The following is a 16,019-nucleotide window of genomic DNA, read 5'->3' on the forward strand; positions in this document are numbered from 1 at the left end:
GTGTTCTAGTCCCAGGCTACCTCTGGAACATTGATTGAGTAGGTGCGCTTGTATGGCACATCTATCATCTCCGTAGCTATTTGAAATCATCACCTTCTACCTTTCTATCCTTTCGCTCTCGCCCTTTCTTTTTCTCCCTGCTCAAGACAATCAAGCTGCTATCAGACTTGGTATCAAAACCTCCCTCATATCAGGACTTACGCAGCAACTCTATCCATCAGTAGGGGACTCTTCATGAAGAGTCCCCTACAAGTAGTGAGTTAGATAAATAATTCTAATGTTTTATAGGTATCCAGCCAAGTGTTTTTGGTTTAAAATTTATCTTTTGTAGCCCCCAAAAATGGTAAAAGTTAATTAGTAAATTTAGTGATAGGTTTGAGTAAAAGCCAAAATGCTATTGCTCATTCAGCCCAATTGCTTTACAGTTTTGGATTGAATTAGGTGTGAGGATTGTGAATGATTATGTCTAACCTCTTCTGGAAAGCGTTAAAGGCAAGCCCAGTCCTGCTGGTTGCCTCTTTATTCGTTGCTAGCGGTACATCAGCGGCTGAGTCAAATTCCCATCTGACGACTACAGGTCTGTCTACAGCTACCATGAATTTAGAAGCTGAACTGACAGATTCCATCAGTCCCACGTTGAATGATGATCAAACGCTGTCTGAACCTATAAGAGCAAAGGATACGCCTCAACCCGCCGTAACCGTTAGTCCCACGTTTGAACTGGCAGATAGTACTTTCCCTGAACCCGTTCCGGCGGCTGGAGATACCTCGGTTAAATCGAATCAGGAACTTTTGCAGCAAATCCAGCGCTATGGCAATGAAGGGAATGAGTATCTTGACCAAGTAACCAGCGTGGGTCAGTTGCGAGATGTTTCGCCGGGGGATTGGGCCTATGAAGCGCTGCGTAGTTTAGTAGAACGCTATGGTTGTATTGCGGGATATCCAGATGGCACCTATCGGGGCAATCGCGCCTTAACTCGTTACGAATTTGCGGCTGGTTTGAATGCCTGTTTACAGCAAATTGAGCGGTTAATTGATGATGGTACTGATGGTCGTGATTTAGAAACCCTGCGGCGGTTAATCCAGGAGTTTGAAGCGGAATTGGCAACCCTGGGTGCGCGGGTGGATAACCTGGAAGGGCGCGTGGCGTTCTTGGAAGACAACCAGTTCTCGACGACGACCAAGTTGAGAGGGGAAGTCATCTTTGCCCTGGCTGATACCTTCGGCGATCGTATTGGTGGTGGTGATAATGATACTAATGTCATCTTAGGCGATCGGGTACGTCTGAACTTTGAAACCAGCTTTACGGGAAGAGACAGACTGAGAACTCGTTTAGAAGCAGCAAATATCGCGTCATTTAACAGAGGTTTAACGGGGACGAACATGACCCGCTTAAGCTTTGATGGTGATAACGATAACGATGTTGAAATCGATGAGCTGTGGTATCGCTTCCCCATCGGTGAAAAATTCCTGGTTCAAATTGACGCCACCGGAGCTGAGTACCAAGATACCATTATCGATGTAGTCAACCCCTACTTTGACAGTAGTGGCAGTGGTTCTATCTCCCGCTTTGGGCGCTTCAACCCAATTTACCGCTCTGAGACTGATGGTCCAGGAATAACCGCAACGTTTAACGTAAGCGACGCCTTATCTGTGTCAGCCGGTTATATTGTTGATGGTGGTGGCAGTGATCCTGCTGAGAAAAATGGTCTATTTGACGGCAATTATTCTGCTTTAGGTCAGGTTGTCTTCAATCCGACTGAGAATATCTCCTTAGCAGCAACCTATCTGCACTCCTTCTACAATGGCGGTCAGGTGAACGTTACAAACAGTACGGGAAGTGTCTTTGCCTCTGATCCATTTGAGGGTCTGGCTACCTCAGTCGATTCCTACGGACTACAAGCGAATGTAACATTTGGCAGGTTTTCTGTTGGTGGTTGGGCCGGTTATCAAGAGGCTGAAGCAGAAGCTACTGAAGGATTTGATGCCAATATTTGGAACTGGGCGGTTAACTTGGCTTTGCTAGATTTAGGCGGTGAGGGGAACAAGCTGGGTGTTGTATTCGGTATGCCACCTAAGGTGACCGATAACGATATTGCTGGTCGTGAAAACAACGACACCTCCTATCACCTCGAAGCCTTCTATCGCTATGAACTGACGGACAATATTGCCATCACTCCTGGCGCCTTTGTCATTTTCAACCCAGAACATAACGATGCAAATGATGAGATTTGGGTAGGCACTATCCGCACGACTTTTACTTTCTAAGCAGGTTGCAACTGTCGTTGACTAGTTGCATGATTTAGCCTTGGGGTACAGCAATGCTGTACCCGGATTAATTTTACCGTTTATTAATACAATGAATTTTCAATAGTTGTCCTAATCGTGTATAGTCTAACCGCGAACACTATTGCAGAGTATCTAAGGTAATTCGGTGTAAGGAGAAAAATTTGATGAAATCAACTTTTGTCTGGAAAACGCTTAAAATCAGTCCCGCCCTACTCGGACTATCTTTGTTTGTCACTAGCAACGCTTATGCGGCGGTTCCGAACCAAACAGCCACTAGCGAATCAACCGTTAAACTCAATAACCCGTTATCTGAAATGTCAGTAGAGATTGATTCTCTACAAATCGCTTCCGATGTCAGCCCTGACTTGAGTCCGACTAACACGACGGCTGATCCTAATCGTGAACTATTAGAACAAATCCAACGCTACAGTGGTGAAAATAACACCGAATCCCTTGACCAAGTAACTAGCGTGGGTCAGTTGCGAGACGTTTCTCCAGGGGATTGGGCTTATGAAGCACTGCGTAGCTTAGTGGAGCGCTATGGTTGTATTGCTGGGTATCCAGATGGCACCTATCGGGGTAATCGCGCCTTAACCCGTTATGAATTTGCCGCTGGTTTGAATTCTTGTTTACAGCAAATTGAGCGGTTAATGGTTGGGGATACTCCTGATGGTACAGAATTAGAAACCCTGCGGCGGTTAATTCAGGAATTTGAAGCCGAATTGGCAACCCTAGGCGCACGAGTTGATAATCTAGAAGGGCGCGTGGCGTTCTTGGAAGATAATCAGTTCTCTACCACCACCAAGCTGCGAGGGGAAGTTATTTTCAATTTGGGTAGCGCATTTGGTGATGAAAAGGCTGATAATAGCGGCGAAGATATTGAAGACAATATCACCTTAAGTCACCGGACTCGTTTAAACTTTGATACCAGTTTCACGGGAGAAGACCGCTTGAGAGTTCGCTTACAAGCGGGAAATACCCCTGAATTTGATGAAGCGACTGGCACAGAAATGGCTCGCTTGGGGTTTGAAGCGGCTTCAAATAATGATGTTGAAGTCAATGATTTATACTACCGCTTCCCAGTAGGCGATAATATCCGGCTATTTGTAGGTGCTAATGGCTTTGATTTCAATGACATCGCAGAAATCCACAACCCTATTCTCGAAAGTAGTGGCACAGGTGCTTTAAATCGGTTTAATCGCCGCAATCCTTTTGTATTCCGGACTAATGCTGAGCAAGGTGTGGGTGCCAATATTAAGTTTAGCGATTCACTGAGTTTAGATCTCGGTTATTTGACAGGTGAAAGTAACAGTCCGGCAGATAAGGATGGGCTTTTTGATGGAGACTTCACCGCCATTTCTCAATTGAATCTGGCCCTGGGAGAAAAATTAGATTTAGGGTTTGCTTTTGGCTATTCCTACTATCCCGGTGAAGATGTCAACCTTTCTGGTAGCACAGGTAGTCTACGGGCAAAAGAACCATTCGGCGAAATCGCTACTTCAGCTTTACGCTTTGGCATCCAAGGAAGTTTGCGACTTACACCGACGATTAATCTCGCCGGTTGGGGCGGTTATATTGATGCGGAAGCTGAAGCGGGTGCCAGAGAAGGGGATAATGCTGATTTATGGACTTGGGTGGCAAACGTGTCGTTTCTGGACTTAGGTAAAGAGGGTGCAGCACTTTCGATTATGGGAGGAATGCCACCTAAACTGACTAATGTTGATGGTGGTAATGAAGATGAAGATACATCTTTCTTAATTGAGGCGCAGTATCAATATCCGCTTACGGATAATATCCTGATTACACCAGGAGCTTATGTGATTTTAAATCCCAATCATGATGATGGAAATGATAATATTTGGGTAGGCACAATCCGCACAACCTTTAGTTTCTAATCCTAGGTGTAGAGACGTTGCCTGCAACGTCTCTACACCTACCTTACCGCCATATCTTTAATAAACCATTGACCGTCCTGACGCACCAACTCATACTGAACCTGCAAATTTTCATTGTATGAGAGTCCCTGAGTAATCTCACCGTCTTGATAGAAGCGGGCTTCTTCTTTGACCGCCGCTTGTACCTTGGCTTGGTCAGAATTAGCCGGATTTGTTTGCACGGATGTTACTTTAACCTGGTGATTGTACTGAGCATAAATATTCCGTTGCTGATTGGTTTGCGCCCGTCGCCGCCAAACAGATAAAACCGGCTCGGCTAGAATTTGATTTAATCGATCAATTTGATAATCTTGCCCAAAGGCTTGAGATTTCGTCGAAAGCCAGGTTTGAATCACTTGCTGTGCTGTATCTTGAGTCAAAGGACCGCCTGGTGCCATCAACTGGCTACCGGGTTCGGGGATAGGAATAGGAGGTTGGGCAAGTTCTACCATTGGCTGTTCACCTTCTAAGCCTGGCGCTGAGAAACTTTGGCGGATGTTTTGGATCAAAGCGATTACCAACCACCCGAATAATCCCACACCCACTAATCCGGCAATAACCAGCAAAATAGAGCGTCGGTTTTTTTGAGTCGCCTTGCGGCGCTCAGGTAATTGTTGCAGGCGTCCTGGAGGGGATTGATCCAGATGTCCTTCAGCAGACGGAGTGGATATCCCAGACCCAGGACGCACTCGAGTGGCTTCTGCTTCTGAGCGGACTTTGGATGGACGCCCTGAAGGGGGTGACTTGAGCGCCGTGTTTGCTGATGAATCCCCAGAAGCATTGATGGCTTGAGTCGCCGATTCCCCAACCCGACTTGTTGGGGAAGCAACCCGTGGGCTTGTGGGTAACGTCGAGACACCCGATACCGAGGTGCGGCTCCCTGTTCCCAAACTCCCGGCTTGAGATGCCAGATCCCGCTCTCTAGTGCTGTATGAGCCAACGATTGCCGGTTCGCGATCGCGGGAATGACCGTTACTCCGACCTGCGGATGCTGCTGTGGTGTAGGCTTTTTTCTGAGCCGTCACTGACCATTCATTATTAGCAGTTGGCGTCGATTCCGGTAGCTGCTCTAAATAGGCTTGTACCTGCTCATCGGCAAAATAATCTTTCAACGAGGCTGTTTGTTCTGCCAAGTCTCGGAAATGCGGAAATACGGAATTTTGCAGCCATCGTTCTCCATACAGGCATAATCCTGGTAACAAATCAGGAGCGCCTTGAGACTGTTCCCGAATAAATGCTAGCGGTTCGTATTCATGACTCAGTTCTAAAGCGTGACTGGCTTCTTCCGTTTGACCCAGTAGCAGCGCACAAACGGCTTGTTCGAGATGCACATCCTGACGCCGACCCAAACGCATGAGCATTTGTTTAGCCCGGGCGATTAAAGCCGGTTGGCGCTGGGCAAATCCCCGGGCAATCAAAGCATAAACCGCCAGATAGGTGGCGACGGCTGAAGGGCGGCGGGCTTCTGCCTCAAATAGGGTTTGCTGCTGAGCCGCCGTTAGATACCCCCGTAACTGCTGAATAAAGCGCAAAAAGTCATCAATACTCAGTCCCGACTGGTCATCCGCACTGCCGTCAATTCCTTGCCGCTCCTGTAGCATATCTTGCAACAGTTGTAAACCCTTACGCCGTTCGGCAATATTTTCATCGGGCAATGCCAATAATTCCAGAATGCGGTAAGGGCGCAGCTTGTAGAGATCGGCTTGAATTTCGCCCCGCACTGTGGGAAATAATCCTTCACTCAGAAGTAATTCTTGACCTGTTTCTAGAGACAAGGCAGCATTTTCGTAACGACCTTGCTGCCATTGTTCCCGACCCAGTTCCAAACAAGCTAACGCCAAAGTCAGGATAATATCAGGTCGCACCAGTTGCGGGTCTCCTAAGTGACCTTTATCCAAACTGATGCTGTCACGACTTTGCAAATAGGGATGTCCTAGCTGTAAGACGAGTTCATATTCCCCAAGTTCTTGCAGAATCAGCAAAGCGCCAACAAATTGTTCCTTGGTGATATCTAGACTGGGATTATTTGGATCAATCCTATCCGTGGCTGTTGTTTGAGTCCCAGAGACGATTGATTCTCGGGACACAGAGGGGCTAGGTTCAGGGTTGTAGGTTTTCTCCAGAAAGCTGGCATCATAAGTTGAGCGCTGTTCCGGGTCAGACAGAACCCCATAGGCTTCATCCAGCAACTCTTTGCGGGATGCGATCGCCACTTCCGAATATTCCCGACGTGGAAGTTGGAGAGTGCGATCGCGATAGGCTACTTGAAGCTGTTCCGATGTCGCCTGGATCGGCAGTCCTAATATTCGGTAGTAATCGAGCGGAATTCGCACGTTTCACTTCCCCAGCGCTGCAACAACTGAATTCATCCTGATTTTGCGACGGATACCCCATCGTTTGACTTTGGGGAGAAAGCCGCATCCCTAATTGCCATCCCTGCCATCTTAAACGATGAGGTCGTTGAAGTATAGTAATCTATAGTATCCCCAACATAGTAGTCATTCTAGCAATACTCGCCCATCCTAACTGAAAAATAGTTTTGAGTTTTGAGAACAAAATACCAGTATAGTAATTGCTGCAAGGATACTCGATTCGCCATGGTTCAGGAACGGACGTTACCTCAGTTTCAAGTTCAAGACGGTCAAATTACCAGAGACGAAGGATTACTGCTTTACGAAGATATGGTTTTGGGGCGCTTGTTTGAGGACAAATGCGCTGAAATGTATTACCGGGGCAAAATGTTTGGCTTTGTTCACCTCTACAACGGTCAAGAAGCTGTTTCCACCGGGGTGATTCGGGCAATGCGCCAGGGTTATGACTATGTATGTAGCACCTATCGCGATCATGTCCATGCTCTGAGCGCAGGCGTGCCAGCACGGGAGGTGATGGCAGAGTTATTTGGCAAAGCCACTGGATGCTCTAAAGGACGTGGGGGTTCGATGCATATGTTCTCACAACCCCATCATCTCCTCGGCGGTTTTGCCTTTGTTGCAGAGGGGATTCCCGTTGCCACAGGAGCAGCATTTACGGCAAAATATCATCGTGACGCTTTGGGTGATCCCAATGCCGATCAAGTTACAGCTTGCTTTTTTGGCGATGGCGCCTGCAATAACGGTCAGTTTTTTGAATGCTTGAACATGGCAGCCTTATGGAAATTGCCGATTATTTATGTTGTAGAAAATAACAAATGGGCAATTGGCATGGCACATGAACGGGCAACGTCCCAGCCGGAAATTTACAAGAAAGCCAGTGTTTTTGGGATGCCAGGAATTGAAGTCGATGGGATGGATGTCCTCGCGGTGCACTCTGTAGCCCAAGAAGCCGTTGCTCGTGCCCGTGCAGGTGAAGGTCCTACCTTAATTGAAGCCCTCACCTATCGCTTCCGAGGTCACTCCCTAGCCGATCCCGATGAACTTCGCACCTCAGAAGAAAAGGAATTTTGGCTGACTCGCGATCCGATTAAAAAGCTAGCAGCTTACCTGAAGGAGCAAAATCTTGCCGACGCTGAAGAACTCAAGGCGATCGACCATCGTATTCAAGAGGTTCTCAATGATGCGGTACAGTTTGCTCAAACCAGTCCAGAACCCGACAAGAGTGAGTTGTATCGTTATATTTTTGCCGAAGATTGAGGTATAAGTAACGAGCCGTTGTTAACGATTAATCGGTAAACGTCAGAGGCAAGAGGGCATTAAATTTTTCTACCATCTCATTTAACCCCTCGCCTCGCGTTACCTGGAGTCTTGCCTTGAGACAAGGAAACGGTGATGTTCCAAACACTCAGCCTCTCAACCAATCACTTCCATCGATTCGCGAAAAGAGGTAATTGGCGATCGCGCTGAAGTACCACGAAGCTCAGAAGACGGTTGAATTTGGTACTTGACCAGATTCGCTAGATCTTGAAGTTGGCTAATCGCTTCAGCCCCTTCTAGCTTCATCAGTTCGCGATCGTCACGCATCTCCGTCCAAGTGATCCCGTAATCGGAGACCAAAAAACGAATCAGGTGACTATCGCCCAGACTGACCATAAATGAGGCACTATTCATTTGATTGCCGCAGGTATAGCAAGATGCCAAATAGCCTCGGTTTTCTAGCACGATCGCCAAAGCCTGAAGATTCATAACTAAATCTCGGACAAATTGGCGATGTTGCTCTGCAAGTCTTATGAACACGTTAATCCTCCAAACACCTTTCCTAGAATATTAGATTTTATACTTTCTTAAGGATTTAAGACTCTGTTTTGGGAGGGGTCAGTGCAAAACATGAACAAATCCTGAGTTGTGCTGATTCCTCAAATTGACTAACAGGGTTAGGGACTTGAGTGATTCTAGCTTGACGAGCCAGCTTCACGATTCTAGCCCACTTCAGAAAAGTTGCTCTCTAGATAGCTCAAGTCATTGGGGACAATCCTCAAGTTATCCGATACAAATTCCTAATCAGTTGTATCAGTAGCAACAATGGCGGTACTCAATCTGATACCATTTCTGCCTAGTCCATCGGTGGGAATTGGCTAATCGATTTGCCACCAACCAAATGTCGGTCCCACAAAGCGCACGGTTAGCCACCAGAGTACGAGAAAGCCGATGCCAATCCAAGCGCCCTTAGTCGTCAGCTTGACGAACTCCTCACCCTGACTTTTAGTAATCGGGAGCCAGGGGAAGAGTCTCGCCTCTTGACCATACTTGTCTCCAAGTGCAGTTTTACGACGTTTTGCTTCACCCATTCCTTGCATTCCTCAACTAAACCGCATCTACCTTGAAACCCGTAGTTTTTCTCGACGAGAATCTCCAGTTTTCAACTTAGACGGGGTATAAATGAATTCGATCTTAGCGCTATTCCTGAGATTTGGTTGGCATTTGTTTACGAAATGACAAGTAATTCTGACAATTTCCCCCGGATCGGGGATCGTTAGATTAGAAATCCTGAGCCAATCCGGAACTCAACCGTCATTAAGTTAATAATTATTTTTCATCAATAGTCGATCCGGAAACCTCCGAGAAACCCCGTGATTCAAGGCGGGAAGTTACAGGAGTGCCAGTCGAGGGGTTCGATGCCCCGCAGACTGACATAAGTAGTTGGTGGAAATAAACCCAACTCTCCACCAGTTCTGTAAATAGTCCTCAAACCCTGACAATAAGACGTAGCTTGCTTCTCGCTCCCTTGAGTATGGCGATCCCCGCCGCCTGACTTTAATTTTTACCACCTAATTATTTACACAAAGACTGATAAGTTCTGAACTTCGTTAACTTTTATTAACGGGAAAGAATCCAGCCCAACAGCGATCGGATGCCAATCAAGCTGAGAAATTAGAACTGACGCAGCGACTTTAACCCGAGTCGGGGTAAGACATGTCGTACTCCGACAGATACCAATAATTACTGATTTCCCGTTCCCTGTTTCCTGATCCCTGTTCCCTGTCTCCAACAGGAAAACTTAGCTTTGATCAAGGAATAAAGAGCTAATTGACCGTTGTCTCTTATTTATAGTTAAAATCGAGGGCGAGTGTGGTTTTTGTGAGGAGTTATAAAACCATGACGACTTATGCACGTTTGGGAAAAACAGCGTCATCAGCTTTGATATTTGCTACTGTGGGTTGCTGGGTAACCAGCTTTTGTGCCGCGCAAGCAACGCCTGTTGAATCGTCAGATCAGCAGCAGACCGATTTGGCTCGGCTGACGGAAACCTCAGGAGTAGACCCAGGACTATCTCCGTCAACTGAAACGGAACTAGCAACTTCTCCGGTTGAGATAGTCTCCCCAAGAACTGAAGCAGACATTACGACTGAACAAGCAGTATCCGCCACCCATGAAGTTGGGATGATAACGCCAACGGATTCCCTGATTGAGTCTGAGGAAGCCTTTGAGGACACCAACGTCCAAGACTTAGCCCAAGCCTTGCCAGACATGGAAGAGGCAAGTGATCCCACTGTTCCTGATCCTCTATTCGTTGATCCATTAGAGGCTGTCGAGGAATCTGACCCGATGGGTCAAGTGACTAGCGTGTCTCAGTTAAGAGATGTTTCTCCCGGAGACTGGGCGTATGAAGCACTGCGGAGTCTGGTGGAACGGTATGGTTGTATTGCCGGATATCCAGATGGCACGTTTCGTGGCAATCGGGCGATGACCCGGTATGAATTTGCCGCTGGGTTGAATGCTTGTTTACAGCAAATTGAGCGGTTGATTGCAGGTCGTTCCGAGTTTCCCACCGGGGATTTAGAGGCGTTGCGACGGTTGGTGCTAGAGTTTGAGGCAGAAATCGCTACCCTAGGGGCGCGGGTGGATAACTTGGAAGGTCGAACTGCCTTTTTAGAGGATAATCAGTTCTCGACGACGACTAAAATCTTTGGGCAAGCGATTTTGGGGGTTCAGGGGCGTAGCGACGATAATGACTTTGAATTAGCCACTAGCCAATTAACGGATCAAGACACCAATGTCACGTTAATTAACAACTTACAGTTGAGCTTGTTTACCCAATTGAGTCCTCGCAGTCTATTGTTAACCAGTTTCCAAGCAGGAAATGGTAATAATAGTCCTTCCTTTAGCAATACGTTAGGGAACTTTGTACGCTTGGGCTATGAAGGGGACAATGATAATGATTTAGAACTGACTGACCTCAACTATCGTCAGCTAATCGGCAGGAATGTTGCTGTGATTGTTGGACCTGAAGGGGTCAACCCAGTTAACGTCTTCCGGGGAGTCAACCGAATTGAAAGTGCAGGTTCTGGACCTTTATCTAGCTTTGCCCAACGTAACCCGGTTATTAATGTGGGCAATGGCAGTGGTGGTATTGGTTTTGACTGGCAAATTGCGACTCGCCTGAGTTTGCAGGGCGTCTATTCAGCAAGTACACCAGCAGATGTGGATAATGGCATTTTTGGTGGAGACAATGGGGAAACCTCAGCAGGTGCACAGTTAGTTGTCTCTCCCATCGATACCATAGACTTGTCGCTTCAATACATTAATGCCTATTCTCCCTTTGGACGATTAGGAACTGGTATTGGAGATGATCAGGTGGTGCTGCGTGGTATCAATGGCAGAGCGCCGATTAATACGAATGCTTTTGGAGCTGGTTTAGAGTGGCGAGCTACATCCCGGATTACCTTTGGTGGATGGGCAGGTTATACGATTTCCGACTTTAAAGGTGATGATGGAGAAGTGGAAACCTTCAACTGGATGGCATTCCTGAATTTCCCCGACTTGTTTGGCGAAGGGAATATGGGCGGACTTTATGTCGGTCAACCTCCCCGGATTATTGACAGTGATTTACCAGATGGCAGAAACGTTCCTAGCTTTTTGACTGAGGGCAACTTTTTTGCTGAACCTGGTGATCAACCGGACACGACAACCCATGTCGAAGCGTTCTACCGTTGGCAAGTGGCAGATAATATCAGCATCACTCCTGGGGTGATTGTGATTTTCAATCCTTTGCATAACGACGACAACGACACAATCACGATTGGTGCAATTCGCACGACGTTTACCTTCTAGGTAGGAAAAGACATTCGGGTTAAGAGTCAGGAGTCAGTCGTTTAAAACCATGAGATTTCATGTTTGTATAATCTCGCTGGAAAAGACTGACTCTTGGTTCCACAACCAATTCAGGGAAACTGGGATAGTTGAGGCTAAACAGTATGCCAAGTCTGGATTTGAGTTTTTTTATAAAGCTTCTGTAAAGATGCCCCTATAGGGGAACTGACCCTAATGGGAGGCGTCTTGTTTCAGGAAAGGCTGAAAAAATAACCAGTAACCTGCATTGTGTAATCGACGGATACACTGACCTGGCAAAGCAGTCTTTGGGTACTTTTTCCCTTTTCTAACCTCTACTACTTCGTGATCTGACTCTGGTCAGGATTAAATCAAGACAAACCTATAGTGGGGGTTGGATACCGAAGCCAGGAGAATACCTCTGTTCATTTAGTTCATTCACGGATGGAGTCTCAAGATGATGATAAAATCACTTCGCTACATTGTTGGTTTGGGTCTAGTTGGTGGCTTTGCTGTTTTACTTTCCCCGGCGGCTGAAGCACAAATTGAAGTCACCGGGGGTAGAGTTGCAGGTGAAGCCGGGTTTTTTGTACCCAGTCAAGATGCCGCCGGTAATGTGACGCTGTTTGATGCCACTGTTCAGCAACTCCGCATTGAAAGTCCGAACGGGGTAACTACTAATTCTCAATTTGTACCCACTGCTGCCAGTTTCACGGATAACGGCGATGGTATGCCGAATGCAGGTGATACGGGTGTGCTTAAAGGCAGGCTTTCGGGTATTGCCTTCACTCAAAATGGCGGTTTGGTGACTTTCTCAGGAAGGGACACCCTTTTAAACTTTACCCTCGATTCTTTTACTGAAAGCCTTAACCTGACGGGTTCACTGATTTCACCTGAGATGGTTGGTGATGCGCCACCCGTGTTTTTGCCCGGTCTTGAAGATGTTACCGTATCTACGAGTGGTTTTGCTGCCGCTAGTGGAGAATTACAGATTGGTGACTTTGAAGCAGGTCTAGACAGTGGTCTGATTGACCTGGCTCCAACTTTACAGTTCCGTGGCGGTGGTAGCACGATGCCTCCTGCTTCTGGTCAAAGCGCTCTAGTGCGGCGGATTAAGTTTAAGTTTGAAGGGGAAGATTTGGCGGCTGGTAACTACTTATATGACAGCACTACTGAGGAAATCAGTTTTGTTGGTAACGCCAACCAGAAATTTGAGATTCAGACGGTTGGCTCTTCCGGCACAACCCAAGAGTTCAAATTTAAGATTAAAGGTGAAGGCGGTATTGTCGATGCAACTCTCTCAGATTTAGAGGAAATTAAGATTGAAGGGTCAGGTATAGATACTGACGTTGCTTTAGACCGCTTCGAGATTAAAGGGAAAGACGAGGGAGAAATCTCTGGTTTTGCTTCTGTATTTAGTGCCAATGGACTCGCCTTCACCAGCACTGGCGATAGTGACAGAACCAAGTTCAAGTTTGAGCAAGATGGCGCTAAAGTCGAAGGTGAAGCTAGAAGCGTTAGTTTCCGCGCTTTTGCTGGGGTCAGCAATATTGATGATGTCGATACAGACGTTGACGAGGGATTTGACTTTGACTATGAAAATCCCAACGATGAGAATGACATCGATTTAGTCTGTGTGATTTGTGGCGGTCCAAGACTAAATGTTAGTAACATCACATTCGGTGGCAGCACTGTCTCTATCGAGAACAACAACAAAATTAATTTCCGCAGTGGCGACAGTCTCATCGTGTTCACAGGAGATGGTTCGGGACAATCTCAAGTCTCATCGACTTCCTCGGCTTCAGCTACCGCCTCTGCTACAGCATCAGCGAGTACGACAGCCACAGCAGATGCTAGCTCAGCAAATACGAACCTGATTGCTTTCTCTGGCACTTCCAGTACAGCGGAAACTCAATACGAAATCTCTAACTCTATCCGTTTCACCAGCGCTAGTGCTGCTCAAGGACGAGTAAGGGTCAACTATACAGAGCGTAGCGGTAGTCGCTATCTGATCGCTACTCGTACTAGTGGCGGTGTGGCTGTGGCTCGCCAAGGCTACAAGATGGTTGGTCCGAGCAGTCGTTGCTTCCCAGGTTTGGTTGGTTTGCGGCAGATTCCCGATGAGGAACTCGACACCGTTGTCGATGAAGATGATACCGCGATGGAGATGGAAGATGAGAATACCAACATCGATGATGACATGGATGTAGACATGGATGACGATGACGATGACGATGACGATGATGAGATGGATGACGATGACGATGACGATGACGATGACCAAGGGCAGGGTAATATGAATCGCAACTTCAACCAAGGGATTGGCAATGGTCCAGAAGGTGGAGACCCTGGTAACTCTGCACCCCGTGGTGGTAGTAACGATGAAGGCGGACGGATGCCTGGTCAGCGTTAAAGGCGGCTAAGGAATAAGTGCTTCTGAGATAGGTGTAGGGGTAGCGATACCCCTACCTATCTATGTCGTTTAATTGACATCCTCACCACGCCGTAGGGGTTTGGTTACAAACCCCTGCGATCGTCGAATGGGGGTCCAAAAAAATAGCCTTGGGTTTAAACCCAAGGAACCAAAAGCTCAAGTCGTCTAAAGAGGACTACAAAAGAATTCCAGTCGGTTTCAACCGACTTGCGTTATAAGCCAAGAACTTGAGTTCTTGGCTGCTGTCGGGGCTAACTAAAAATGGTGCAAACTACCAGTTTTAACCGACGCGACAGGTCATGTCTCTACGACTGCGCCCATTCGGTATGGAAAACCCCTTCCTTGTCGGTTCGCTGATATGTATGAGCGCCAAAGTAGTCGCGCTGTGCCTGGGTCAAGTTTTGCGGTAAGCGATCGCGCCGATAGCTGTCGAAGTAATCCAACGACGCACTAAAGGCTGGAACCGGGATTCCCAACTGGTTAGAAACCACCAGCACGTCCCGCCAAGCCTCTTGCCGATCCAGAATCGTTTGCTTAAACTCTGGCGCTAATAGTAAATTCGGCAGTTTTGGATTCTCATTGAAGGCGTTTTTAATCTTATCCAGGAATCCCGCCCGAATAATACAACCCCCTTTCCAAATCCGGGCAGTTTCTGCCAAGTTCAGGTTGTAATTAAACTCCTGTGATGCCTTACCCAACAATACCATTCCTTGAGCATAAGAACACATTTTTGAGCAGTAGAGAGCGTCACGGACTTTGTTGATAAACCCTTGGCTATCTCCATCATACTTACCCGTAGTACCTGTAAGCTCCTTCGCTGCCGCTACCCGTTCCTGTTTATAGGACGAAATTACCCGCGCATTCACCGCCGCGTACATGGTGGGAATCGGTACACCTAATTCTAGAGAACTGACCACCGTCCAGCGTCCGGTTCCCTTTTGTCCGGCAGAATCCAGAATCAAATCAACCAGAGGCTGATTCGTATCCGGGTCAATGTACTTAAAGATATCCGCCGTAATTTCAATTAAAAAAGAATTTAGCTCATCGGTCGTATTCCATTCGGAAAACACCTGATGAAGCTGCTTGTGATCCAATCCTAAGCCATTTTTGAGCAAATCATAGGCTTCGGCAATGAGCTGCATATCGCCATACTCAATCCCGTTATGCACCATCTTCACATAATGACCTGCACCCCCAGGACCAATGTAGGTGACACAGGGTCCATCATCCACCTGAGCGGCAATTTTGGTCAAAATGGGTTCTAACTCTTTATATGCCGTATCGGTGCCTCCTGGCATCAAGCTAGGACCATGGAGCGCTCCTTCTTCGCCACCACTGACTCCCATTCCGACAAAGCCGAGTCCTGTGGCTTCTAAGTCTTTGGTGCGGCGTTCGGTGTCTTGGTAGAGGGAGTTCCCGCCATCGATAATCATATCGCCCGGTTCGAGTAGGGGTTTGAGTTGATCGATGACAATATCAACTGGTTTGCCTGCTTTGACCATCACCAGGATTTTACGGGGACGTGCCAAGGTTTTGACAAAATCTTCTAGGGAATAGGCGGCGGTGACGTTTTTATCCGAGCCACGCTTTGCCATAAATTCTTCTGTTTTCGAGCTAGTCCGGTTGTACACCGCCACCGGAAAACCGCGACTTTCCACATTGAGCGCCAGGTTTTCTCCCATCACAGCTAAACCGATGACTCCGAAGCTTGGTTGTGTCATATATCTCTCGTCAGAATGTAATTGAACGTGTAATCGTGTTTATTTCCCCTACAGGGTAGCCTGCCCTGCGGCGGAATCTTGTAAAATTTGCATTATGAGTATGCTTCAACTAGAGTACACAAAACCTCAAACCTGGCAATCTCGCTAGAGATGGAAACAA

General features: G+C 47.2%; 9 protein-coding genes. 5 read left to right on the forward strand and 4 right to left on the reverse strand.

What is annotated here, in order from left to right; translation table 11 throughout:
* Positions 1-462 precede the first annotated feature (462 nt).
* Positions 463-2,268, forward strand: coding sequence for an iron uptake porin (locus RIM23_RS18120; RefSeq protein ID WP_446368549.1), 1,806 nt, complete (start codon positions 463-465; stop codon positions 2,266-2,268).
* Positions 2,269-2,453: 185 nt separating this feature from the next.
* A complete protein-coding gene (locus tag RIM23_RS18125) occupies positions 2,454-4,184 on the forward strand; it encodes an iron uptake porin (RefSeq protein WP_446368550.1) in 1,731 nt (576 codons plus the stop codon).
* 38 nt (positions 4,185-4,222) lie between these two features.
* Here RIM23_RS18125 and RIM23_RS18130 read toward each other — a convergent pair whose 3' ends face one another.
* Positions 4,223-6,556: an IMS domain-containing protein gene (locus RIM23_RS18130; RefSeq protein ID WP_446368551.1), complete on the reverse strand. Its 2,334-nt coding sequence runs from the start codon at positions 6,554-6,556 to the stop codon at positions 4,223-4,225.
* Between the two features lie 264 nt (positions 6,557-6,820).
* Here RIM23_RS18130 and pdhA point away from each other — a divergent pair, with 264 nt between their 5' ends.
* The gene (gene pdhA, locus RIM23_RS18135; RefSeq protein ID WP_446368552.1) at positions 6,821-7,852 is read left to right on the forward strand and encodes a pyruvate dehydrogenase (acetyl-transferring) E1 component subunit alpha; all 1,032 of its coding nucleotides are present in this window, start codon (positions 6,821-6,823) and stop codon (positions 7,850-7,852) included.
* Between the two features lie 156 nt (positions 7,853-8,008).
* Here pdhA and RIM23_RS18140 read toward each other — a convergent pair whose 3' ends face one another.
* On the reverse strand, positions 8,009-8,392 hold the full coding sequence (locus RIM23_RS18140; RefSeq protein WP_446334487.1) for a DUF1815 family protein: 384 nt from the start codon (positions 8,390-8,392) through the stop codon (positions 8,009-8,011).
* Positions 8,393-8,730: 338 nt separating this feature from the next.
* Complete coding sequence (locus RIM23_RS18145) at positions 8,731-8,943, reverse strand: DUF2839 domain-containing protein (RefSeq protein WP_446368553.1); 213 nt, start codon at positions 8,941-8,943, stop codon at positions 8,731-8,733.
* An 808-nt stretch (positions 8,944-9,751) separates the two neighbouring features.
* On the opposite strand from RIM23_RS18145, the gene RIM23_RS18150 reads away from it, so the two are divergent.
* Together RIM23_RS18150 and RIM23_RS18155 are read left to right on the forward strand one after the other, a co-directional pair.
* Complete coding sequence (locus RIM23_RS18150; RefSeq protein ID WP_446368554.1) at positions 9,752-11,707, forward strand: iron uptake porin; 1,956 nt, start codon at positions 9,752-9,754, stop codon at positions 11,705-11,707.
* Positions 11,708-12,161: 454 nt separating this feature from the next.
* Positions 12,162-14,117, forward strand: a complete 1,956-nt coding sequence (locus RIM23_RS18155) for a hypothetical protein (protein ID WP_446368555.1) — start codon at positions 12,162-12,164, stop codon at positions 14,115-14,117.
* A 326-nt stretch (positions 14,118-14,443) separates the two neighbouring features.
* Here the strand turns inward: RIM23_RS18155 and gndA are convergent, their stop codons facing one another.
* Positions 14,444-15,859 (reverse strand): NADP-dependent phosphogluconate dehydrogenase, encoded by a 1,416-nt coding sequence (gene gndA, locus RIM23_RS18160; protein ID WP_446368556.1) that lies wholly within the window; start codon positions 15,857-15,859, stop codon positions 14,444-14,446.
* Between the last annotated feature and the right edge of the window lie 160 nt (positions 15,860-16,019).

The sequence above is a fragment of the Coleofasciculus sp. G3-WIS-01 genome (assembly GCF_040223135.1).
Taxonomy (GTDB): domain Bacteria; phylum Cyanobacteriota; class Cyanobacteriia; order Cyanobacteriales; family Coleofasciculaceae; genus Coleofasciculus.